We start from the raw sequence: 21353 nt of genomic DNA on the forward strand, positions 1-21353 counted from the left end.
TGGTGCCTGCCGCCCAGCGTGCGAGTATGACGGCGTGACCCCCACCAGCCTGGCACCTGTCCTACTCGTCCTCGGTGATGAGGAGTTGCTCGTCACCCGTGCGATCTCCACGACGATTGCCCAGGCGCGGGAGGCCGACCCGGGGGCGGACGTACGAGAGTACGAAGCGGGTTCGTTGACTCCAGGCGAGATCGCCGAGATGCTCAGCCCTTCCCTTTTCGGCGGTCGGCGGGTGCTGATCGTGCGGGCCGGCCAGGACGCGCGCAAGGACCTGGCGGCGGCCCTGCTGGCGTACGTGAAGAATCCCGACCCGGATGTCCACCTGCTGGTGACACATGCCGGTGGGGCCAAGGGCAAGGCCTTCGCCGATGGGCTTCGGCAGGCGGGGGCGATGGTGGTCCCCGCTGGCAAGCTCAAGGGACACCGGGACCGGGTCGGTTTCGTCCGCGAGGAGATCCGGCGAGCCGGGGGTAAGTGCACCGAGGACGCCGCCGAGGCGCTGCTCGGTGCCGTCGGTAACGACCTGCGTGAGCTGGCGTCCGCCTGTGCGCAGCTGATGGCCGACACCGACGGTCGGATCGGAGCGGACACGGTCGCCCGTTACTACCGGGGCCGGGCCGAGGTGAGCGGCTTCACGGTCGCCGACGCGGCCATGGTTGGGGATGTACCCGGTGCCCTGGAGGCGTTGCGGTGGGCGCTGCACGTGGGGGTCGACCCGGTGCCAATCGCCGATGCCATCGCCGACGGGGTACGTACCGTCGCTCGGGTGGCGTCAGCTGGGCGGGGCAGCGCCTATCAGTTGGCGAGCAGCCTCGGCATGCCGGCGTGGAAGATCGAGCGCGCTCAGCGGCAGGGGCGGGGCTGGACCCCCGAGGGGCTGGTCGACGCGATGCAGGCTGCCGCCGAGTGCAACGCTGCGGTCAAGGGGGGCGCTGACGATCGGGGGTACGCGCTCGAGCGGGCGGTCTTCGCCCTCGCCGCGGCCCGGCAGGGAGGCAGCAGCTGATGACCTCGGGCAGGTCGACCGGGTGGGCCGAGATCTCGCTCGACCGGCGACCGGTGCAGCGGACGGCGCCGAACAGGCTGCAGGCGATGCGGCGGAGGCAGCAGACGCCGCAGCGGGTGGTGTCGATTCCCGGACGGCGAACAGTAGGCAAGGCCACCGATCCCGCCCGGTATCGTCCGCTGTACTGCCGGGTGCTCGGCCTGCGGCACGTCCGCCCGGGTGGGCTGCTGCGGTTCGCCTACTTCGAGGGGGCCATCTTCCTTGGTGTGCTGCTCGGTCTGGCCGAGTTGGTGAGCTGGTGGGGCGTGCTGGCCCTGCCCGCCGTGGTCGCCCTGATGGTGAAGGTCAATGATGCGGCGGTGGCGGCGATAGCCCGGGCGGCAGCCCGGGTGCCGGAAACCGAGCAGGACCGGTTCCGCCGGGAGATCACGCCGGTGGTCGGTCGGGCTGCCGTGCCCGGTCGGACTGTTTTCCAGCCGTCGCCCGACCTTCGTCCCGCCGGATCGGGCCCGGTCGGCAGCCGGACCGTCGACCTCACCGACGTCGCCGTGTCACCCGTGGTGTCCGACCGGTTGCGGAAGGGGGCCCGAGGGGCAGCAGGGGACCGAAGTGATTTGGTACGGGGCGGGCTGAGCTGGCATCGGGCTGCGCTGATCTGGAACACGGCCGACCGGCTGCCCCGGGTACGGGAGAAACTGCGGCCGATCCGACAGTGGGCCGGGCGGTGGGAGCAGCCCGATTTTCGGCACCGGCTGGCCCACCAATCGGCCGAACACCGCTACGAATAGGCCGGCCGCACAGCGGTGAACGGCACCACTTGGCAGCGGTCAGGACAGCATGACGGGCACCTCCCGAGTCAGTCGTACAACTCGGTGGGTGCCCGTCGAAGTCTTGAGTCGAACCCTCAGGCGGAGAGCGACTGCAGGCGCTTGGCGATCGCTGACTTGCGGTTCGCTGCCTGGTTGCTGTGGATCACGCCCTTGCTGACGGCCTGGTCCAGCTTGCGCGAGGCATCGCGCATCAGTTCAACGGCCTTCTCGGCCTCGCCAGCCTCGGCGGCCTCGTTGAACTTGCGGACGGCAGTCTTCAGCGACGACTTGACCGACTTGTTACGCAGCCGGCGCTTTTCGTTCTGCCGGTTGCGCTTGATCTGGGACTTGATGTTCGCCACGCGACAGCCTCGTCTTGGTAGCTCGGGTTGGTCTAGTTGACGCGCAGGCGACAACAAGGCGTCACCACTACGCGAAGAGTCAGGTTACCAGGTCACCGAGGCCAGGCCAAAAGCACGGTCAACGGCATGCCGGCTTGCTCGGCGGGTTCAGCGCCAGCCGAGGCGATGTGCCAACCAGGCCAGCGCCATCTCCCCGCTCCACTGTTCGTGTGTGCGTACGTGTGGGGACGCCCCGGTCGGCCCGGACGCTGCCCGGCACAACCAGTATCCGGACATTGCTGCGAGCGTGGCATCCAGGGCGTCGGATGGCGCGTCGGCGGTGGCGGGATGCGTGGCGAAGATCCGGTCGGCGTCCAGGCCACTCGCGTACACGGTGACGAGCAGACCCGCCAGGTCGAACCAGGCGGGCCCGAAACACACCCAGTTCCAGTCGCAGAACCAGGCTTCCCCGGCCCGATCGAGGAGTACGTTGTCCAGCCGCAGATCGTTGTGGATGACCGTGTCGGTCGCGGCGTATCCGGGCAGCAGCGCCTCCAGGCGTACCAGCTCCGGCAGTCGGTCCAGGGTGCCGGCCGGTACGGCGGGCACCGGTTCCCGGCCGGCGGCGATCTCCCGCCACCAGGACAGGTCGGTGTAGGCGACCCCGGCCAGCCCGGACAGGCCGAGCGCGACCAACTCGGCGGGGGGCTCCCGGAGCGCGTCTGCCACCGCCGCGTACGCCGTGAGGGTGGCCTCCAACTCGGCGGGCACCCAGGGCAGCGTGGGCATTCGACCGCCGTCGACGGCGTCGAGGCAGATGACGAAGTGATCGGCCGTGGTGAGCGTCCAGCGAGGGCGGGGCACCCGAAGCCCGGACGGCAGGGTGGCGGTGACGGCGGCCTCCCGGGCGTACCAGTGGCAGAGGTCTGGCTGGCCAGCCAGGGTTGCGGCCTTGACGAAGACCGGCTCCCCGGCGGCGGTGTCGAGTACGGCGGCGAAGCCCCGGGTGAAGCCACCCCCGGCGGTACGGGCACCGGTGACCGGGGTGCCCAACCGGCCCTCGATGCGCGCGCGCAGATCCGGTGGCAGGTCGGTCCAGTCGGGGCGGATCGCGGTCTGGTCGTACGGCACGGCCGGTAGCGGGAGCGCGGACATCTCCCCATCCTGCCCGCCGGGGACACCGGCGGCATCCGCAGAGCGCGGCGCGTCTCCACCGCTGGTCGTCTGTCAGACTGCCCCGTTATGCGGACGGACGACTTCTGGAGCTTGATCGACCAGGCCCGGACCGGCGCCGACGGGAACGTCGGGGCGATCGCGGCGCGGGCGACGGAACTGCTGGCTGCCCGGGATGTCGCCGACATCGTGGGGTTCGCCCGCCATGTGCGTAAGGTGCTGGCGGCCTCCTACCGAGCGGACCTGTGGGCTGCGGCGTACCTGATCAACGGCGGCTGCTCCGACGACGGGTTCGAGTACTTTCGCGGCTGGCTGATGACGCAGGGCCGGGCAACCTTCGCCAAGGCGGTGGCCGAGCCCGACTCGCTGGCCGAGTTGCCGCCGATCCGCCAGGCGGCGATGACCGGTGAGGAGTTCGAGGCCGAGGAGATGCTCGGCGTCGCCCAGCGGGCCTACCGCACCGCGACCGCCACCGACCTGCCGGCGGACCCGGATCAGGCGGCGTACCCGGAGATTGGCGAGTTCTGGGACTTCGATGACGAGGACGAGATGCAACGGCGGTTACCCCGGTTGGCGGCACTGTTCCTGGAACCGCCCCAGGAGTGATCCGACCTTGCTCCCGCCGGCGTGGGAGCATAGAGGCAGCCGGTGCCCTGCCGGCCGTTACCCGTCCTCCTCAGTCGATCAGAACGGACCGCTGTGCCCCCGACGCTCGACCCCGGCGCGAACGCTCCTGGTGCCACCGACCCTGGCCGCATCCGGAACTTCTGCATCATCGCCCACATCGACCACGGTAAGTCGACCCTGGCCGACCGGATGTTGCAGCTCACCGGTGTGGTCGATCCCCGGCAGATGCGTGCGCAGTATCTCGACCGGATGGACATCGAGCGCGAGCGCGGTATCACGATCAAGAGTCAGGCGGTCCGCATGCCGTGGACCGTACGGGAGGGCGCCCAGCAGGGCGAACATGCCGTCCTGAACATGATCGACACCCCGGGGCACGTGGACTTCACCTACGAGGTGTCCCGTTCACTGGCCGCCTGCGAGGGGGCGGTGCTGCTGGTCGACGCGGCGCAGGGGATCGAGGCCCAGACGCTGGCCAACCTCTACCTGGCGCTGGAGAACGACCTGCACGTCATTCCGGTGCTCAACAAGATCGACCTGCCGGCGGCGCAGCCGGACAAGTACGCCGAGGAGTTGGCGCACCTGATCGGCTGCGAGCCGAGTGACTGCATTCGGGTCTCCGGCAAGACCGGCGACGGCGTGCCGTACCTGCTCGACGAGATCGTGCGGCAGTTCAAGCCGCCGGTCGGGGATGCTTCGGCCCCGGCCCGCGCGATGATCTTCGACTCCGTGTATGACGTCTACCGGGGCGTGGTCACCTACGTCCGGGTCATCGACGGGCGGATCGAGGCGCGCGACAAGATCAAGATGATGTCCACCGGCGCGGTGCACGAACTGCTGGAGATCGGCGTCATCTCCCCGGAGATGGAGAAGGCCGGGGCGCTCGGTGTCGGCGAGGTCGGCTACCTCATCACCGGTGTGAAGGACGTCCGGCAGTCCCGGGTCGGTGACACGGTCACCATCAACGCCCGGCCGGCCAGTGAGGCGCTGGGCGGCTACAAGGACCCGAAGCCGATGGTCTACTCCGGGCTCTACCCGATCGACGGCTCCGACTACCCGGACCTGCGGGAGGCGCTCGACAAGCTCAAGCTCAACGACGCCGCGCTCAGCTACGAGCCGGAGACCTCAGGCGCGCTCGGCTTCGGCTTCCGGTGCGGCTTCCTCGGTCTGCTCCACCTGGAGATCATCCGGGAACGGCTGGAGCGCGAGTTCGGGCTGGACCTCATCTCCACCGCGCCGAACGTGGTCTACCGGGCCATCCTGGAGGACGGCAACGAGATCGTCGTCACCAACCCCAGCGAGTACCCGACCGGCAAGGTGGCCGAGGTCTACGAGCCGGTCGTCCGGGCCACGGTGCTGACCCCCAACGACTACGTCGGCGCGGTGATGGAGCTGTGCCAGGGCCGTCGGGGCTCGTTGCAGGGAATGGACTACCTCTCCGCCGACCGGGTCGAGCTGCGCTACACGCTGCCCCTGGCCGAAATCATCTTCGACTTCTTCGACCAGCTCAAGAGCCGCACCAAGGGCTATGCGTCGCTGGACTACGAGCCCACCGACGAGCAGTCGTCCGACCTGGTCAAGGTGGACATCCTGCTGCACGGCGAGCCGGTGGACGCGTTCAGCGCCATCGTGCACAAGGACAAGGCATACAACTACGGCGTCACGATCGCCGCCAAGCTTCGTACGTTGATCCCGCGCCAGCAGTTCGAGGTGCCGATCCAGGCGGCGATCGGCAACCGGGTGATCGCCCGGGAGACCATCCGGGCGATCCGCAAGGACGTGCTGGCCAAGTGCTACGGCGGTGACATCACCCGGAAGCGCAAGCTGTTGGAGAAGCAGAAGGAAGGCAAGAAGCGGATGAAGATGGTGGGCCGGGTCGAGGTCCCCCAGGAGGCCTTCATCGCCGCGCTCTCCACCTCCGACTCCGGCGACGCCGGCGGCAAGGGCGGCGGAAAGAAGTGATCCCGGGGGCGTACGGGCCTGCGGCAGTGGCCCCGCGGGCGTACGGGCCCACCGCATCGTTCTGCCCCCGCTGTGCGGCACAGCTGTCGGCCACCCCGCCGACCAGCTGTGCCGCCTGCGGCTACCAGTTGTTCCTCAACGCCCGCCCCACCGGGGGCGTGATCGTGCTCGACGGCCATCCGGGTGACCTGCGGTTCCTGGCATTGAAGCGGACAGCGCAGCCGCAGGCGGGGCGCTGGGAACTTCCCGGCGGCTTCTGCGACGGCTGGGAGCACCCATCCGACGCGGCGGTCCGGGAGGCCCGGGAGGAGTTGGGTGTCGAGGTCGAGCTGGGTGACCTCGTCGGCATGTACCTTGGCGGCTACGACTTCCAGGGCGAGACGCTGCCCGTACTCGATGTGTTCTTCCTGGCGAGGATCGCCACCGGGGAGATCAGGTTGAACCCCAGCGAGTCGTCCGACATGAAGTGGTTCCAGCTCGCGGAGCCGCCCCCGCTGGCCTTCTCCACGATGGATCAGGCGGTCCGGGACACCGCCCGTCGATTCGGCGACTGATCACGATCCGGTATCTCGCTGTTATTGACCCGGTTTGAGATTTACGGGGGTCGGGAACTTAATCGTCACCAACAGCGAGGCACACCCCCGGAGGAGGACCGTCGTGGAACTCACCGTTCTCGGTATCATTACCGCACTCATCGTCGGGCTGATCGTTGGCGCGATTGGTCGCCTGATCGTTCCGGGCCGGCAGAACATGCCGATGTGGCTGCATATGCTCATCGGTGTCGGCGCGGCACTACTCGGTACGGTGCTGGCGCGGGCCATGGGTATCGCCACCCAGACCGCTGGCATCGACTGGACCGAACTGCTCGTCCAGGTAGTCCTGGCCGCCCTGGCCGTGGCCCTGGTGGCGGGTGTCGGTGGACGGCGCAGCGTGAGTCGTTACTGATTCGACAGTGACGCTGATCGGGACGCCGGATCGATTGATCCGGCGTCCCGCCGTTGTTGCGGGATCTTTTCGTCAACCCGGAACCGATGGGCGAAAAGATCCCGCATACGCGTGTCCGCGGAAGGCGAATGTCAGCGGAGCCAGGGAATGTTGCGATCGAGCAGATCGCGTTCCTTGAGTTCCTTGCGGAGCGGGATCTCGTTGTCGATGTAGCCGTCCCAGTTGATGCCCCAGTAGTTCGCGGTGTGCGTACCCTCACCGCAGAGCTGGCGCTGCACCGGGTTGCGGTTGGCCCACCACTCGCCGTCCTTGTCGATGTGCAGTTCATCGAGCGGGCGGATCCACCGGTAGGTGTAGCCGACGAAGAGCATCTTGCGGGTGACGGTCGACAGGTTCGTCGACCGGGAGTGCCACTGCCGACGGTCGAAGATGAACGCGTCACCCGGGTTGGCCGTGATCTCGACCGTGCCCTCCGGGTCCGGGTTGTGCACGGTGAGGTCGTCCGGCCGGTCCAGCGAGTTCCACAGGTGGCTGCCCGGAATCACCTTCGTGGCACCCCGCCCGGTCTCCGAGAGGTCGGAGAGGACGTAGGCCACCTTCAGCGAGAACATCGGACGCGGCAGGTTGGGGTCCATCGTCTCCGGGTCGGAGTTCTGCCGGTACCCATCCTGGTGCCAACCCCAGTACGGCTTCTCCGGCTCGGCCGCCGGCGGGGTCACGTCCAGGTGGTTGTGGTGCGTGTAGATGTTCCATCCGGCCAGCCCCCACATGTAGGGGAACGCGATCGGATGGGTGAGCAGCTCGCCGAAGAGTTCGTCGCGCTCCAGGAAGCCCAGCAGGTGCAGGGTGCCGTCCTTGGTGGTACGACCAGCCGCCAGCTCCTCCGCGTAGACGCGGTCGACCGCCGCCTCCAGGGCCGCGCGGTGGTCCTCGGTCAGGACGTTGCGCAGAAGCAGGAAGCCCTGCTCGTGAAACTCCTTGCGGTCAGTATCACTGATCGGTTCGTACCCGGTCCGGCCACCGTAATCGAACACCGTGTCCAACCTCCCCATAGGTGGAGCCCGTTGCTAGGCCCACACAACCTGCCGATGTTAACTCCTTGCAGTCGACTACGAAGACAGGCGTTCCGGTCAGTCGACATCGAGTCGGGCAGCCGGGTACGAAGGGGGACAGTGTCGTAGCGGAAAGTGAGAATCCGTAGGGTGCGACCGGCCCGTCGTAACAGCGACAAAGCCTCGTAACAGGGGGTGCTACAGGTCGGCGAACACCTCGACGACAACCAGCTTGGCGCTGGGGGTGCCGTCGTCTACCTGGGACCAGACCCCCTTCTCCGCCGTCCATTGCAGATCACCGAAGCGCACCCGCTTCACGCCGTGGTCACCCGCGTGGGCGACCAGCCAGTGCGCGTAACGCCACCCGGCCTGGGCATCGGCGGCTGCCACCGTCAGACCGATGAGGTCGGTCGGGGTGGTCGTCTTCAGTTGGCCCCAGTCCAGCCGTAGGCCGTCGACCAGCGCGGCCGCTGCCGCGCTGCCCCGCATCGCCGGCTCCCGTCCGACGACGCAGTTCACCGCGCCGGTCGCGTTGCCCACCAGGGCCCGGGCGAGCACTGCCGACTCGTCGGCCCACTTCTCGTACGCCTCGGGGAAGGCCGAGCGCTGTACCGCCTGGGCGGCGTCGGTGACCCGCATCCGCTCCCAGCCCTTCACCTTCTTCAGCGCGGTGTAGAAGCGGGTCGCCGCGTAGCGGGGGTCACCGATCTGCTCGGGTGTACCCCAGCCCTGGCTCGGACGCTGTTGGAAGAGCCCGATCGAATCCCGGTCGCCGCCGGCCAGGTTTTCCAACCCGGACTCCTGGAACGCGGTGGCGAGTGCCACCACGACCGCCTGCTCCGGCATCTTGCGGCGAATCCCGATCGCCGCGATCGTGGCCGCGTTGGCCATCTGTTCCGGGTTGAGGTGGACCCGACCATCAGCCTGCACCGTGCAACGCTGGATCAGGGACGGTAGTGGAAGTTGGTGCCGGAGTGGGCCGAGGCTGACATATGCGCCAATCCCGACGATCAGCACGAGCACTACGGCCCCAATCACCACTGCCCGAATTCGCACCGGCACCCCCTGCTCGACTGCGTGCAATCGTACGTGCGTCCAGCCGCCACCGACCGGGTTGCCGAGCACCTGGTCGTACCGTCCGCACCGATCGGCTGGTCGGCGCGGAACTGTCGGTGGGCAAACCGGCCCGCTGCTGTGTCCACTTAGGTCTTTGGTACCCAGCGGGCGGGCCGTTTCTCACGGAGGGCGAGAATTCCTTCCCGTCCCTCCGCCGAGCGGAAGAATCGGGTGGACCGGTCGGTCAGGTCGGCCACGTCGGTCTGGAAGTCGGTGGGGGTGGGGCGACGCAGCAGCTCCTTCGCGCCGGCCAGCGCCCCCGGTGCTCCCCGGACCAGCGCGGCGCAGTAGGCGGCCACGGTCGCGTCCAACTCTTCGGCCGGCGTCGCGACCGTCACCAGCCCGATCCGTTCGGCCCGCCGGCCGTCGAAGACCTCACCGGTCAGGTACAGCTCGGCAGCGGCGCGTGGGTGCAGCCGGGGCAGCACGGTGGCCGAGATGACCGCCGGGATCACCCCGATGCGCACCTCGGTGAAGGCGAAGGTCGCCTCGGTGGCACAGACCGCGATGTCGGCCGCCGCGATCAGCCCCAGGCCGCCGGCCCGGGCCGGGCCGGCCACCCGGGCCACCACCGGCTTCGGGCACTCCCAGATGGCGGTCAGTACGTCGCCGAGCATGGCGGCCGGAACGGTGCCGCTGTCGAACGCCGCCGCGGTCTCCTTCAGATCGGCGCCGGAGCAGAACACCGGCCCGGTGTGGGAGAGCACCACCGTACGGACGGTGTCGTCCGCGACGGCCGTGGCCAGCGCGGCGAGCAGTTGGGTCATCAGCGTGGTGGAGAGCGCGTTGCGGTTGCGCGGGCTGTCCAGCGTGAGCGTGGTCACGCCATGCGCGGTCGATACCCGGACCAGTGGGTCGGGCTCAGTGGTCAGCTCTGCGGTCATGCGGCGCACACTAGTGGCATGCCCGCTGTGCTCCCAGAAGGTGAACCCGTACCCGGCGACGGGATGCTGCCGTCCACCGCGCTCGCCCAGGTCGGCGCGCGTGGTTTCGGGGTCTATGTCCATGTCCCGTTCTGCGCCAGCCGGTGTGGCTACTGCGACTTCAACACCTACACCGCCAGTGAGTTGGGCGGCGGGGCCAGTCGAGACGGGTACGCCGACACGGTCCTGGCCGAGTTGGCCCTGGCCCGTCGAGTGCTGGCCGATCAGCCGCCGCCCCGGGTGGACACCGTCTTCGTCGGGGGTGGCACCCCCACCCTGCTGCCCGCCGACGACCTCGCCCGCATCCTGGACGGCATCGACCGCACCTGGGGCCTGGCCGGCGACGTCGAGGTGACCACCGAGGCCAACCCCGAATCGGTGACTCCGGAGTCACTCAAGGCGCTGCGGGCGGCCGGCTACACCCGGATCTCGCTGGGCATGCAGTCGGCCGCCGCCGGGGTGCTCGCGGTACTCGACCGCCGGCACACCGCCGGCCGGGCCACGGCCGCCGTCGCGGAGGCCCGCGAGGCCGGGTTCGACCACGTCAACCTGGACCTGATCTACGGCACGCCGGGGGAGAGCGCCGAGGACTTCGCCGCCTCGTTGGCCGAGGCGACCGCCGCCGGGGTCGACCACGTCAGCGCGTACGCCCTGATCGTGGAGGACGGCACCCGGCTGGCCGCCCGGATGCGTCGGGGCGAGTTGCCGTACCCGAGCGACGACGTGGCCGCGGACCGCTACCTGGCCGCCGAGGCCGCGCTGACCGCCGCCGGCTTCTCCTGGTACGAGGTGTCCAACTGGGCCCGTACGCCGGCTGCCCAGTGCCGACACAACCTGCTCTACTGGACCGGCGCTGACTGGTGGGGGCTCGGCCCTGGGGCGCACAGCCACGTCGGCGGGGTGCGCTGGTGGAATGTCAAACATCCGACGACGTACGCCGCTCGGCTCGCCGAGGGGAGGTCCCCGGGACACGGGCGGGAGACGCTGACCCTGGCGGATCAGCGGATGGAGGACGTGATGCTGCGGCTGCGCCTGGCCACCGGGCTGCCGTTGGACACCCTCGACGACGCTGGCCGGGCCGCCGCGAGCCGGGCGATGGCCGACGGGCTGCTCCAGGAACCGGCGTACGCCGCCGGCCGTGCGGTGCTCACCCTGCGCGGGCGGCTCCTCGCCGACGCGGTCGTTCGCGACCTGCTGCCCTGACCGGTCCGGCCTGCGCCCGGGGGCAGGCCGTGCCCGGGCCGCCGACACGGGATTCGTCGACTGCCCGGCGCGGCCGGTCTCGGAGCTACTTCACCATCCGGATGCTCATCGGGTAGTGGTACAGCACGCCCTCGTTGGCCTTGACACCGCCGAGGATCGAAAAAATGATCAAGATGAGCCAGGTGATCAGTGGCAGGAAGAACAGGATGCCAAAGCTGCAGGCCGCGATGATGACCGCGACGACGTTGGCGATGCCCCAGGTGATCTGGAAGTTCAGCGCCTCGACCGCGTGTGCCCGCACGGTCGGCGACTCGTTCCCCTTGGCCAGCATCGCCACGAGCGGGGCGATGAAGCCCACGAGGATGCCGCCGAAGTGCGCGATCAGCGCCCAGGTCTTCTCGTCACTGTTGGCGTAGCCAGCCGGAGCCGCCGCACCGTACGGGCTGCCGTGCGGTGGGTAACCGCCCGCGGGCGGATAGCCGCCTCCGGGGGGCGGGTAGCCGCCAGCAGGGGGTGGGTATCCGCCCTGGGGCGGGGGATATCCGCCAGCGGGGTAGTCCGCCGACGGCGGGATGTCGCCAGGTGACTGGTACGGCGACGCGTACGGCGACGGTTCAGTTGGGGCTCCGTACCCGGGTGCTCCGGACGACGGTGGCGCGGATGACGGCGGTGCGGATGACGGTGCTCCGAACGACGGCGGTGCGGATGACGGCGGCTCGAATGACGGTGGCGTGGATCCGGGGGAGGGAGCCTCGCCCGGCATCGAGTAGGACGCGGGGGAAGTGGGGGACGCGGTCGGGTCCGGAGGCAGGGCTCCGGAGTTGCTCCCGTCGGACGGGCGAGGTGGTTCTGTCATGAAACTCACGCTAAGGGGCGGCTACAAGGGCCACTAGACCGGTACCAGACTGTTTTTCGAACAACTGGCCAGAAAGCACTAAGTGATCATCGCGAGGCGGTGGGACTTGGTCGTAGACTGGCACTCGCTAGAGTCGAGTGCCAAGCCGCCGGATCGGCGGCCGACGAGGCGTAGCCGGCAGGAGGTGCAGATGGGTCTCGATGACCGCAAGCTCGACGTACTTCGGGCGATCGTCGAGGACTACGTCGTGACCCAGGAGCCGGTCGGCAGCAAGGCACTCGTCGAGCGGCATCAGCTCGGGGTCTCCCCAGCCACCGTACGTAACGACATGGCGGTGTTGGAGGAGGAGGGCTACATCCGGCAGCCGCACACCAGTGCCGGCCGGGTGCCTACCGACCGGGGCTACCGGCTGTTCGTCGACCGGCTGTCCCGGGTCAAACCGCTCACCCCGGCCGAACGTCGGGCGATCGAACGATTCCTGGTAGGCGCGGTCGATCTGGACGACGTGGTGCACCGTACGGTTCGGCTGCTCGCCCAGCTGACCCGTCAGGTCGCCGTCGTGCAGTACCCGAGCCTGGCGCGCTCGTCGGTCCGGCACCTGGAACTGGTGCCGATCTCCACGACCCGGCTCATGGTCGTCATGATCGCCGACACCGGACGGGTCGAGCAGCGTCTGGTCGAGTTGCCCGCCCCGATGCCGGTTGACGACGTCACCGACCTGCGTCGACTGGTCAACGAGAAACTGGTGGGTAGTCGGTTGGCCGACACCCCACCGCTGGTCCAGGCCCTGGTCGAGGAGGTGGCGCCGCACCTGCGTGGCGGCATGACCATTCTCTCCACCGTGCTGTTGGAGACGCTCGTCGAGCGGCACGAGGAGCGGATCGCGCTGGCCGGTACGGCCAACCTCACCCGAGGTGGCCTGCTCGACTTCCAGGGCTCCCTACGCCCGATCCTCGAAGCCCTCGAGGAGGAGGTCGTGCTGCTCAAACTGATCGGAGAGGCCGAGCCCAGCAGCACGCTACGGGTGCGGATCGGTGACGAGAACGAGATCGACAATCTACGCTCGACCTCGGTGGTCAGCACCGGGTACGGTCCGGGCAGCACCATCGTGGGTGGCCTGGGCGTACTCGGCCCGACCCGGATGGACTACCCCGGCACGATCGCCACCGTGCGGGCCGTGGCACGCTACGTTGGCGACCTGTTGGCCCAGAATTGACCACAGAATCGCATTGACCCCGACTCCGACCGACCTGGGACGACCGGCGGACGGCAACGCGAGACAGACATGAGGACACGGAACGCAGTGGCCAAGGACTACTACGGGATTCTCGGCGTCAACCGGGACGCCTCCGACGACGAGATCAAGCGTGCCTACCGTAAGCTCGCGCGCCAATACCACCCGGACGTCAATCCGGACCCGGAGGCGCACGAGAAGTTCAAGGAAATCAACGCCGCCTACGAGGTTCTCTCCGACGATCAGAAGCGGCAGATCGTCGACCTGGGGGGCGACCCCCTGGCTCCGGGCGGCGGAGGTGCCGGCCCCGGCGGAGCGGGCCCGTTCGTCGGGTTCCAGGACATCATGGACGCCTTCTTCGGGGCGGCCGGCGGTGCGAGCCGTGGGCCCCGGCCCCGGACCCGGCCCGGTTCCGACGCCATAATCCGGCTCGAACTCGACCTACACGAGACGGCCTTCGGGGTCGAGGCGCCCATCACCGTCGACACCGCCATCCTCTGCACCACCTGCTCCGGCGCGGGTACGGCGGCCGGCACCCACCTGGCCACCTGCGACGCCTGCGGTGGTCGGGGTGAGGTGCAGTCGGTGCAGCGCACCTTCCTTGGCCAGGTCGTCTCGGCCCGGCCGTGCACGGTGTGCCAGGGCCACGGCACGACCATCCCGAGCCCCTGCCCCACCTGTGCCGGTGACGGCCGCGTCCGTACTCGCCGGTCGCTGACCGTCAAGATCCCTGCCGGGGTCGAGGACGGCATGCGGATCCGGTTGGCCCAGCAGGGGGAGGTGGGGCCGGGCGGCGGCACGGCTGGTGACCTCTACGTCGAGATCCACGAGCGTCCCCACGACGTCTACTCTCGCAAGGGCGACGACCTGCACTGCCGGGTGACCGTGCCGATGACCGCGGCGGCGCTCGGCACCCGGCTGACCATCAAGACGCTGGACAGCGAGGAGACGGTCGACGTCAAGGCCGGCACCCAGCCCGGCAGCACCCTGCGGCTGCGCGCTCGGGGCGTACCCCACCTGCGCGGCACCGGGCGCGGCGACCTGTTCGTACACCTCGACGTGCGTACGCCCACCAAGCTCGACGCCGATCAGGAGCGGATGTTGCGCGAGTTCGCCAAGACCCGGGGCGAGGAGGTCGCCGAGCTCAGCAAGCAGGGCGGCTTCTTCTCCCGGATGCGGGACGCCTTCAACGGCCACAACTGATCCCCGGTGAGCGAACCACTGTTTTTGGTCGAGGCGTTGCCGGCCGGTGACACGGCGACCCTCGCCGGCCCGGAGGGGCACCACGCCGCGACGGTGCAGCGGCTCCGAGTCGGTGAGCAGCTGCTGCTCGCCGACGGGCAGGGGGGCATCGCCTCCGCCGTGGTCACCGCCGTCGGCCGGGGCACCCTCGACCTGACCATCACCACCCGGGAGTACGTGGCCGCCGCCGACCCTCGGCTCGTCGTCGTACAGGGGATCGCCAAGGGCGACCGGGGGGAACTGGCCGTACAGGCGATGACCGAGGTCGGGGTCGACGAGATCGTGCCCTGGTCGGCGGCCCGCTCGGTGACCCAGTGGCGGGGCGAGCGGGGTGCTCGGTCCCGGGACAAGTGGGTGGCAACCGTCCGAGAGGCGGCCAAACAGGCCCGCCGCGCCTGGCTACCGGTGGTCGCCGGCACTCCGGACGAGTCGACGAGCACCGTGGCCCGCCGGATCGGCGCGGCGGGGATCGGTCTGGTCCTGCACGAGGAGGCAACGACCCCGTTGTCCACCGTGCCGCTGCCGGCGACCGGTGACATCGTGCTGGTCGTCGGGCCCGAGGGCGGGATCGCGCCGACCGAGCTGGCCGCGCTGGAAGCCGCCGGCGGGGTGCCGGTACGACTCGGCGCGCAGGTGCTACGTACCTCCACCGCCGGGGTTGCCGCGCTGGCCGTACTGTCCGCCCGCCTCGGCCGATGGTGACGCTACCTACCGCGCCGACGGGGTGAGTTCCTGCCGGGTGTCCGGCGGCGTACCGGCATACCATGCGACGGATGAAGACCGACTGCCTGTTCTGTCGCATCGTCAACGGCGAGATCCCGGCGACCGTGGTCCGGGAGACCGACACGACCCTCGCCTTTCGTGACATCAACCCGAAGGCCCCGGTACACGTCCTGGTGATTCCGAAGGAGCACTACGTGGACGTGGCGACCCTGGCCCAGGCGGATCCGAAGCTCGCCGGCGAGGTGCTGGAGACCGCTGCCAACGTGGCTGAACACGAGGGCCTACTGGTGGACGGGTTCCGGCTGATGTTCAACACCGGCGAGTACGGCGGCCAAGAGGTTCCGCACGCGCACGCCCACGTGCTCGGCGGTGCGCCGTTGGGCCCGATGCTGGCCGGCTGAGATGTTAGGAAGGGCCCCTTCCTATGCAGAAAACGATAAGAAGGGGCCCTTCCTTTCACCGGTAGGATCGGGGCGATCTTGCAGGGTGGGGTGGGAGGACGGATGACCGAGGTGAGCCGACGGCTGGAGCGGATGACCCGTCAGGTGCAGGCGGAGGCGCGGATACCGGCGCTTTCCGTGGCGCTGCACCGGGCCGACCGCCCCCTGTGGAGCTGTACCGTCGGCGGGACCGGCAACGACACCCCGTTGACCGAGGCGAGCCGGTTCCGGATCGGGTCGGTGACCAAGAGCTTCACCGCCGTACTGGTGATGCAGTGCCGGGACGAGGGACTGCTCGATCTCGACGACCCGATCGGTGCCCACCTCGACGTGCCGGCGCACCGTGAGTTGACGGTACGCCGGCTGCTGTCGCACACCGCCGGTATCCAGCGGGAGCCCTACGGTGACGTGTGGGACACCCTGGACGCGCCGGATGTCGACCAGCTTCTCGCCGAACTGGTACGCGCCGAGCGGGTGCTGCCGCCGGGCCGCCGCTACCACTACTCCAACCTGGGCTTGGCCCTGCTCGGTCACGCTGTGGGCCGGTTGCGGGGTGGCACCTGGGCCGAGGTGCTGACCGACCGGGTGCTGCGCCCGCTCCGTCTGTTGGCGACCGGTGTCGAGCCGGGGCCGGATGCGGTGACCGGATTTCTGGTGGACGCCTACTCCGACCACGCCCGGCCCGAGCCGCCGACCGACTTCGGCGCGGTGGGCCCGGCGGCGCAGCTCTGGAGCACCGCGTCGGACATGGCTCGCTGGGCTGCCTTCCTGGCCGACCCGGCTGCGGTCGATCCGGCTGGTGCCGTACTGCGGTCGAGCACCTTGGACGAGATGCGTTGGCCGTTGACCACCACCGACGAGACGCTCTGGAGCACTGGTTTTGGGCTGGGGTTGATTTTGCTGCCGCAGGGCGACCGGGTCATGCACGTCGGGCACGACGGGGCGATGCCGGGCTTCCTGTCGGCCGTCTATGGCCGCCGGGGTGGTGCTGACACGCCGGGCGCGATGGGGTGCGCGGTGCTCGCGTCCTCCGGGACTGCCGCCGAGATTGCGGAGCTGCCCCATCGACTGCTGGCCGCCGCGGTGGCCGACGACCCGGCCGACATTGTGGCCTGGGCCCCCGGCGAGCCCGCGCCGGAACCGTACCGTGGTCTGCTTGGCCGCTGGTGGGGTGAGGGCTTCGAGTACGTCTTCTCGTGGCGGGACGGTGCGCTGCGGGCCCGGGGTGCCGCTGATCAGGTGGGTCGGCCGCCTGCGGTCTTCGCGCCGTTGCCTGGACAGCCGGATGTGCTGCGTACCGTCTCCGGACGGGAGGTTGGCGAGTTGCTGCGGCTGACCCGGGACGAGCGGGGCATGGTGGTCCGGATGCACTGGGCGACCTACCGGTTCACTCGTAACCAGGAGACCTTTGACAGCTTCGACTTCCGCCGCTCGGATATGCCCTGACGGGACGTTCCGAGCGGCCGGCGCGGTGGGATACCGCGCCGGCCGCTGTCGGAGTGGATCTAGCCGACGGGCATCACGGTCGGTGCCGGCCAGCTGCCCTGGAACACGTGGGTCGCGTCGTCGCTACGGCTGGGGGCGAAGCCGAAGAGCTGGTCGACCCGGGACGCCTCACCGCTGCTCGGGTACGGGTTGGTGCAGCTGGTGCCGGCGCTGCCGCCGGACATCAGCAGGGCACAGTTGCCGTTGTAGTTGTCGGGCAGGCCGAGGATGTGCCCGATCTCGTGGGTCATGATCCGCAGCGGGCTGTACTGCTGTGCCTGCTGCGTGTCGATGTAGACCCGGCCGTTGCCCAGGCTGGTGCGGACCGCGTACGAGCCGCCGCCGGTGATCTGGTAGATCCGCAGGTTCGACCCGCACTGGGAGAGCGTCACGTTCGAGGTCGCGTTGTTCCAGATTGAGGCGGCCTGGTTTGCGACGCTGACGAAGCTACCGGCCTGGCTGGTGTTGTAGCAGACCGTGGCAGCCAGGGAGGTGGCGGCGGCCGGGGCCGCGCTGACGAAGGGGACACCGATCGCCGCCACCGCGCCGGCCAGGAGTCCGGCCAGGAGTCGGGTGACTTTCCGAGGGGACATGGCTCACTCCACTGGGAGACGTGGACAGGGACGGACCATTCTTAAAAATAGAAATCTTTCAATGCAAGCGCCGTTGGTCATATGCTGAATGGTGCAGAAGGGGCATTTCGCCCTGCCGGCGACATAGGTGATGCCTTTCGTGCCTGATGGGCCGGGTGTCGACGTCGGCTGCCGCGCGGGCGGATGGGCGGAAATGGGCAGGGTGCGTACGGCGTTGACCCGATACGATGGCAGCAACGTTCGCACGTCCCACCAGTAGGGCGGGACATCTAGATCGAGAGCAGGTGGCGTAGGGCCCACGGGCCCGACCTATGACCGGTACACCGCCTCCCGGGCAGGCCCGGGTGCAGACCAGGATCACGGTTCCTGACTCGAAGATCATGGTGAACCTGCTTGGCGCGGGAGACGAGATCCTCCGACTCGTCGAGCGCTCGATCAACAGCGATGTGCACGTACGGGGCAACGAGATCACCATCACCGGTGCCCCGGCCGACAACGCGCTCGCGGAGCGGCTCTTCACCGAATTGCTCGAACTGATCGAAAAGGGCGAAACACTGACCAGCGACGCCGTCCGGCGCACCGTCGGGATGCTCGAACAGGGCACCACCGAGCGGCCCGCCGAGGTTCTGACCCTCAACATCCTCTCCCGTCGGGGCCGGACCATCCGTCCCAAGACCCTCGGGCAGAAGCGGTACGTCGACGCGATCGACGCGCACACCATCGTCTTCGGCATCGGCCCCGCCGGCACCGGTAAGACCTACCTGGCAATGGCCAAGGCAGTGCAGGCCCTACAGGCCAAGCAGGTCAACCGGATCATCCTGACCCGGCCGGCGGTCGAGGCGGGGGAGCGGCTGGGCTTCCTGCCCGGCACGCTCAACGAAAAGATCGACCCCTACCTGCGCCCGCTCTACGACGCGCTACACGACATGCTCGACCCGGATTCCATCCCGAAGCTGATGGCAGCCGGCACGATCGAGGTGGCACCGCTGGCCTACATGCGGGGACGTACGCTCAACGACGCCTTCATCATCCTCGACGAGGCGCAGAACACCACCCCCGAGCAGATGAAGATGTTCCTGACCAGGCTAGGCTTCGGTTCCAAGATCGTGGTCACCGGGGATGTCACCCAGGTTGACCTGCCTGGCGGGACGACCAGCGGTCTGCGGATGGTGCGTGACATCCTCCAAGGTGTGGAGGACGTGCACTTCGCCCCGCTCTCCAGCACCGACGTGGTCCGCCACCGGCTGGTCAGCGACATCGTCGACGCGTACGCCCGTTGGGACGCCGAGCGGGAGGCGCAACAGGGCGTGCACGCCGTGCCCGGTCGTACCGCACAGAGCGGCCGAGCCGGCCGTCGTCGCTAAGTCAACAGGGGAAGCAGTTGTCCATCGAGATCACTAACGAGTCGGGTGTCCAGGTCGACACCGACGCCATCCTCGCCGTGGCCCGGCACGCCCTCGACGAGATGGGCGTCAACCCGCTCGCCGAGCTGTCGGTGCTGCTCGTCGACATCGAGTACATGACCGAGCTCAACCACCGGTGGATGGGCGGGGACGGGCCAACCGACGTACTCGCCTTCCCGATGGACGAGGGCAGCATCGACCACGGTCCGGGCGAGGTCAACGGGGCCGAACCGGCGTTGCTCGGTGACATCGTGCTCTGCCCCGAGGTGGCCGCCAAGCAGGCCACCACCGCCGGCCATTCGGCCGACGACGAGCTGCACCTGCTGACCGTGCACGGGGTACTGCACCTGCTGGGTTACGACCACGCCGAGCCGGAGGAGGAGCGGGAGATGTTCGAGCTGCAGGCTCGCCTGCTGTCCGGCTGGCGGGCAGCGCGAGCACAGTGATGCCCGCCCACTTAGCGGCCGCCGGCGCCCCCGCCGGCCTGCCGGATCTGCAACTGTTGTTCTCTGCGGCGGGGCTGGTGGTGCTCGCCGGCATCTTCGCCATGACCGAGGCCGCCCTGGCCGTCGTCTCACCGGCCCGCGCCGCCGAGTTCGCCCGGGACGGCGTACGCGGTGCCCGGGCCCTCCAGCTCGTCGCTGGCGACGTGGTCCGCCACCTCAACCTGCTCCTGCTGGTGCGGCTGCTCTGTGAGCTGACCGCCACCACCCTGGTCGCCCTGGTCGCTGTCGACACGTTCGGCGCCGGCTGGACAGCGGCGCTGGTCACGGCCGGTGCGATGACCGTGATCAGTTTCGTGGTCGTCGGTGTCGGTCCGCGTACGATCGGCCGACAGCACGCCTACGCCGTCGGCCGGATCACCGCACCCTCGGTGCGCTGGCTGGGGCGGGCCCTCAACCCGCTCGCCTCGCTGCTGATCCTGATCGGCAACGCGGTCACCCCCGGCCGGGGCTTTCGCGAAGGCCCCTTCGCCACCCAGGTCGAGTTGCGGGAGCTGGTCGACCTGGCCGAGCAGCGAGGGGTCGTCGAGCACGGCGAACGGCAGATGATCCAGTCGGTCTTCGCGCTCGGCAACACGATCGCCCGCGAGGTGATGGTGCCGCGCACCGAGATGGTGTGGATCGAGGCGCACAAACGGCCGCACCAGGCGTTGACCCTGTTCATGCGTTCCGGCTTCTCCCGGATCCCGGTGATCGGTGAGAACGTCGACGACGTGCTCGGTGTGCTCTACCTCAAGGACCTGATCCGTCGGGCCCAGGGCGCCCGGCCCGGTGCCGAGGATCCACCGGTCTCCGAGTTGATGCGTCCGGCGACCTTCGTACCCGAGTCCAAGCCGGTCGACGACCTGCTCTCCGAGATGCAGGCGGCCCGGACCCACCTCGCGATCGTGGTCGACGAGTACGGCGGCACGGGTGGCCTGGTCACGATCGAGGACATCCTGGAAGAGATCGTCGGCGAGATCACCGACGAGTACGACGTGGAACGCCCGCCGGTGGAGCACCTCGACGACGGCAGTGTCCGGGTCACCGCTCGACTGCCCGTGGAGGACCTGGGCGAGCTGTTCGACGTGGAACTCTCCGGTGACGAGGTGGAGACCGTCGGCGGCCTGCTCGCCCAGTCGCTCGGCCGGGTGCCCATTCCCGGCGCCCAGGCCGAGGTAGCGGGGCTCCGGCTGATCGCCGAGGGCACCACCGGCCGGCGCAACCGGATCGACTCGCTGCTGGTGCAGCGGGTGGAGCCAATCGACGAGAACGACCGTACGGGCCGTGCTGACCGGCCGGACTCGCGCGGTAACCAGAGCCGGTCCGAGGAGAGGCAACCCGCTGATGCCTGAGTCAACTGCCGCGTCCACCGCTTGGGGGGCCACGCCACCCGTACCGGTGGAGTTGAGCGCCGAGGACGCCAAGCTGGTGGTCCTGGCCCGCAGCGCGCGTGCCCGGATCGGCGCGGTCGAGGGGGCGGCAGTACGGGACCAGGACGGTCGTACCTACGCGGCGGCCAACGTGGCGCTGCCGTCGTTGACGATCACCGCGTTGCAGTTGGCTGTCGCCTCCGCGGTTGCGGCCGGCGCCACCCGGATCGAGGCGGCGGCGGTGGTCACCGAGGCGTCGACCCTGGACGGTGGCGGACACTCCGCCGTCCGGGATCTGACCGCCGATGCGCCGATCCACGTGGCGTCCCCGTCCGGTGCCCTGCTCGGCACGGTGGTCGAATGACGGG

Annotated in this window: 23 protein-coding genes; 16 read left to right on the forward strand and 7 right to left on the reverse strand. The window is 69.3% G+C overall.

Annotation, left to right across the window (positions count from 1 at the left end; genetic code table 11):
- Window positions 1-34: 34 nt before the first annotated feature.
- The gene (gene holA, locus ACWDV4_RS17340) at window positions 35-1006 is read left to right on the forward strand and encodes a DNA polymerase III subunit delta (protein WP_449979742.1); all 972 of its coding nucleotides are present in this window, start codon (window positions 35-37) and stop codon (window positions 1004-1006) included.
- Window positions 1006-1794 (forward strand): hypothetical protein, encoded by a 789-nt coding sequence (locus tag ACWDV4_RS17345; protein ID WP_449979744.1) that lies wholly within the window; start codon window positions 1006-1008, stop codon window positions 1792-1794. The genes holA and ACWDV4_RS17345 overlap by 1 nt, the downstream gene beginning before the upstream one ends.
- Before the next feature lie 116 nt (window positions 1795-1910).
- On the opposite strand, the gene rpsT is transcribed toward ACWDV4_RS17345, so the two are convergent.
- Both rpsT and ACWDV4_RS17355 read right to left on the reverse strand, forming a co-directional pair.
- Window positions 1911-2177 carry a 30S ribosomal protein S20 gene (gene rpsT / locus ACWDV4_RS17350; RefSeq protein ID WP_449979747.1) on the reverse strand — a complete coding sequence of 89 codons (267 nt, stop codon included), beginning with the start codon at window positions 2175-2177 and terminating at the stop codon, window positions 1911-1913.
- A gap of 147 nt (window positions 2178-2324) precedes the next feature.
- On the reverse strand, window positions 2325-3311 hold the full coding sequence (locus ACWDV4_RS17355) for a phosphotransferase (RefSeq protein WP_449979750.1): 987 nt from the start codon (window positions 3309-3311) through the stop codon (window positions 2325-2327).
- Between the two features lie 87 nt (window positions 3312-3398).
- On the opposite strand from ACWDV4_RS17355, the gene ACWDV4_RS17360 reads away from it, so the two are divergent.
- The 4 genes from ACWDV4_RS17360 (at window position 3399) to ACWDV4_RS17375 (ending at window position 6860) form a co-directional block, all read left to right on the forward strand.
- A complete protein-coding gene (locus ACWDV4_RS17360; protein ID WP_449979752.1) occupies window positions 3399-3935 on the forward strand; it encodes a DUF4240 domain-containing protein in 537 nt (178 codons plus the stop codon).
- A gap of 93 nt (window positions 3936-4028) precedes the next feature.
- Window positions 4029-5915, forward strand: coding sequence for a translation elongation factor 4 (gene lepA / locus ACWDV4_RS17365; protein ID WP_449979755.1), 1887 nt, complete (start codon window positions 4029-4031; stop codon window positions 5913-5915).
- Complete coding sequence (locus ACWDV4_RS17370; RefSeq protein WP_449979757.1) at window positions 5912-6469, forward strand: NUDIX hydrolase; 558 nt, start codon at window positions 5912-5914, stop codon at window positions 6467-6469. Before lepA ends, ACWDV4_RS17370 begins: the two co-directional genes overlap by 4 nt.
- A gap of 103 nt (window positions 6470-6572) precedes the next feature.
- Window positions 6573-6860: a GlsB/YeaQ/YmgE family stress response membrane protein gene (locus ACWDV4_RS17375; protein ID WP_449979760.1), complete on the forward strand. Its 288-nt coding sequence runs from the start codon at window positions 6573-6575 to the stop codon at window positions 6858-6860.
- 131 nt (window positions 6861-6991) lie between these two features.
- Here the strand turns inward: ACWDV4_RS17375 and ACWDV4_RS17380 are convergent, their stop codons facing one another.
- The 3 genes from ACWDV4_RS17380 to ACWDV4_RS17390 all read right to left on the reverse strand — a co-directional run bounded on the left by ACWDV4_RS17380 (window position 6992) and on the right by ACWDV4_RS17390 (window position 9912).
- Window positions 6992-7894 (reverse strand): phytanoyl-CoA dioxygenase family protein, encoded by a 903-nt coding sequence (locus tag ACWDV4_RS17380; protein ID WP_449979762.1) that lies wholly within the window; start codon window positions 7892-7894, stop codon window positions 6992-6994.
- A gap of 216 nt (window positions 7895-8110) precedes the next feature.
- Window positions 8111-8974 (reverse strand): hypothetical protein, encoded by an 864-nt coding sequence (locus ACWDV4_RS17385; protein ID WP_449980069.1) that lies wholly within the window; start codon window positions 8972-8974, stop codon window positions 8111-8113.
- 140 nt (window positions 8975-9114) lie between these two features.
- A complete protein-coding gene (locus tag ACWDV4_RS17390; RefSeq protein WP_449979765.1) occupies window positions 9115-9912 on the reverse strand; it encodes an enoyl-CoA hydratase family protein in 798 nt (265 codons plus the stop codon).
- An 18-nt stretch (window positions 9913-9930) separates the two neighbouring features.
- Here ACWDV4_RS17390 and hemW point away from each other — a divergent pair, with 18 nt between their 5' ends.
- On the forward strand, window positions 9931-11154 hold the full coding sequence (gene hemW / locus ACWDV4_RS17395; RefSeq protein WP_449979768.1) for a radical SAM family heme chaperone HemW: 1224 nt from the start codon (window positions 9931-9933) through the stop codon (window positions 11152-11154).
- Between the two features lie 85 nt (window positions 11155-11239).
- Here hemW and ACWDV4_RS17400 read toward each other — a convergent pair whose 3' ends face one another.
- On the reverse strand, window positions 11240-12010 hold the full coding sequence (locus ACWDV4_RS17400; RefSeq protein WP_449979771.1) for a DUF4870 domain-containing protein: 771 nt from the start codon (window positions 12008-12010) through the stop codon (window positions 11240-11242).
- Window positions 12011-12200: 190 nt separating this feature from the next.
- Here ACWDV4_RS17400 and hrcA point away from each other — a divergent pair, with 190 nt between their 5' ends.
- The 5 genes from hrcA (at window position 12201) to ACWDV4_RS17425 (ending at window position 17095) form a co-directional block, all read left to right on the forward strand.
- A complete protein-coding gene (gene hrcA, locus ACWDV4_RS17405) occupies window positions 12201-13226 on the forward strand; it encodes a heat-inducible transcriptional repressor HrcA (RefSeq protein ID WP_449979774.1) in 1026 nt (341 codons plus the stop codon).
- A gap of 87 nt (window positions 13227-13313) precedes the next feature.
- Window positions 13314-14447, forward strand: coding sequence for a molecular chaperone DnaJ (gene dnaJ / locus ACWDV4_RS17410; RefSeq protein ID WP_449980071.1), 1134 nt, complete (start codon window positions 13314-13316; stop codon window positions 14445-14447).
- A gap of 6 nt (window positions 14448-14453) precedes the next feature.
- Window positions 14454-15188 (forward strand): 16S rRNA (uracil(1498)-N(3))-methyltransferase, encoded by a 735-nt coding sequence (locus tag ACWDV4_RS17415; RefSeq protein ID WP_449979776.1) that lies wholly within the window; start codon window positions 14454-14456, stop codon window positions 15186-15188.
- Window positions 15189-15259: 71 nt separating this feature from the next.
- Entirely contained in the window at window positions 15260-15610 is a 351-nt protein-coding gene (locus ACWDV4_RS17420; protein WP_449979778.1) for a histidine triad nucleotide-binding protein, read from the forward strand.
- Window positions 15611-15712: 102 nt separating this feature from the next.
- A complete protein-coding gene (locus tag ACWDV4_RS17425; protein ID WP_449979780.1) occupies window positions 15713-17095 on the forward strand; it encodes a serine hydrolase domain-containing protein in 1383 nt (460 codons plus the stop codon).
- A 59-nt stretch (window positions 17096-17154) separates the two neighbouring features.
- Here the strand turns inward: ACWDV4_RS17425 and ACWDV4_RS17430 are convergent, their stop codons facing one another.
- Window positions 17155-17727: a snapalysin family zinc-dependent metalloprotease gene (locus tag ACWDV4_RS17430; protein WP_449979782.1), complete on the reverse strand. Its 573-nt coding sequence runs from the start codon at window positions 17725-17727 to the stop codon at window positions 17155-17157.
- Window positions 17728-18038: 311 nt separating this feature from the next.
- Between ACWDV4_RS17430 and ACWDV4_RS17435 the strand changes: the two genes are divergently transcribed.
- Genes ACWDV4_RS17435 through ACWDV4_RS17450 form a run of 4 tightly spaced genes read left to right on the forward strand, consistent with a single transcriptional unit; the run spans window position 18039 to window position 21349 of the window.
- On the forward strand, window positions 18039-19091 hold the full coding sequence (locus ACWDV4_RS17435; protein WP_449979784.1) for a PhoH family protein: 1053 nt from the start codon (window positions 18039-18041) through the stop codon (window positions 19089-19091).
- Between the two features lie 17 nt (window positions 19092-19108).
- The gene (gene ybeY, locus ACWDV4_RS17440) at window positions 19109-19576 is read left to right on the forward strand and encodes an rRNA maturation RNase YbeY (RefSeq protein ID WP_449979786.1); all 468 of its coding nucleotides are present in this window, start codon (window positions 19109-19111) and stop codon (window positions 19574-19576) included.
- Complete coding sequence (locus ACWDV4_RS17445; protein WP_449979788.1) at window positions 19576-20967, forward strand: hemolysin family protein; 1392 nt, start codon at window positions 19576-19578, stop codon at window positions 20965-20967. Before ybeY ends, ACWDV4_RS17445 begins: the two co-directional genes overlap by 1 nt.
- On the forward strand, window positions 20960-21349 hold the full coding sequence (locus ACWDV4_RS17450; protein ID WP_449979791.1) for a cytidine deaminase: 390 nt from the start codon (window positions 20960-20962) through the stop codon (window positions 21347-21349). The genes ACWDV4_RS17445 and ACWDV4_RS17450 overlap by 8 nt, the downstream gene beginning before the upstream one ends.
- The last annotated feature ends 4 nt before the right edge of the window (window positions 21350-21353 follow it).

It is taken from the genome of Micromonospora sp. NPDC003197 (assembly GCF_053590565.1).

Bases quoted from the DNA above. Each gene is read 5' to 3' on its own strand.
- ACWDV4_RS17345 (WP_449979744.1), top strand. From the start codon at position 1,006: ATGACCTCGGGCAGGTCGACCGGGTGGGCCGAGATCTCGCTCGACCGG.
- ACWDV4_RS17355 (WP_449979750.1), bottom strand. From the start codon at position 3,311: ATGTCCGCGCTCCCGCTACCGGCCGTGCCGTACGACCAGACCGCGATC.
- ACWDV4_RS17360 (WP_449979752.1), top strand. From the start codon at position 3,399: ATGCGGACGGACGACTTCTGGAGCTTGATCGACCAGGCCCGGACCGGC.
- ACWDV4_RS17390 (WP_449979765.1), bottom strand. From the start codon at position 9,912: ATGACCGCAGAGCTGACCACTGAGCCCGACCCACTGGTCCGGGTATCG.
- hemW (WP_449979768.1), top strand. From the start codon at position 9,931: ATGCCCGCTGTGCTCCCAGAAGGTGAACCCGTACCCGGCGACGGGATG.
- ACWDV4_RS17400 (WP_449979771.1), bottom strand. From the start codon at position 12,010: ATGACAGAACCACCTCGCCCGTCCGACGGGAGCAACTCCGGAGCCCTG.
- hrcA (WP_449979774.1), top strand. From the start codon at position 12,201: ATGGGTCTCGATGACCGCAAGCTCGACGTACTTCGGGCGATCGTCGAG.
- ACWDV4_RS17420 (WP_449979778.1), top strand. From the start codon at position 15,260: ATGAAGACCGACTGCCTGTTCTGTCGCATCGTCAACGGCGAGATCCCG.
- ACWDV4_RS17425 (WP_449979780.1), top strand. From the start codon at position 15,713: ATGACCGAGGTGAGCCGACGGCTGGAGCGGATGACCCGTCAGGTGCAG.
- ACWDV4_RS17430 (WP_449979782.1), bottom strand. From the start codon at position 17,727: ATGTCCCCTCGGAAAGTCACCCGACTCCTGGCCGGACTCCTGGCCGGC.
- ACWDV4_RS17435 (WP_449979784.1), top strand. From the start codon at position 18,039: ATGACCGGTACACCGCCTCCCGGGCAGGCCCGGGTGCAGACCAGGATC.
- ACWDV4_RS17445 (WP_449979788.1), top strand. From the start codon at position 19,576: ATGCCCGCCCACTTAGCGGCCGCCGGCGCCCCCGCCGGCCTGCCGGAT.
- ACWDV4_RS17450 (WP_449979791.1), top strand. From the start codon at position 20,960: ATGCCTGAGTCAACTGCCGCGTCCACCGCTTGGGGGGCCACGCCACCC.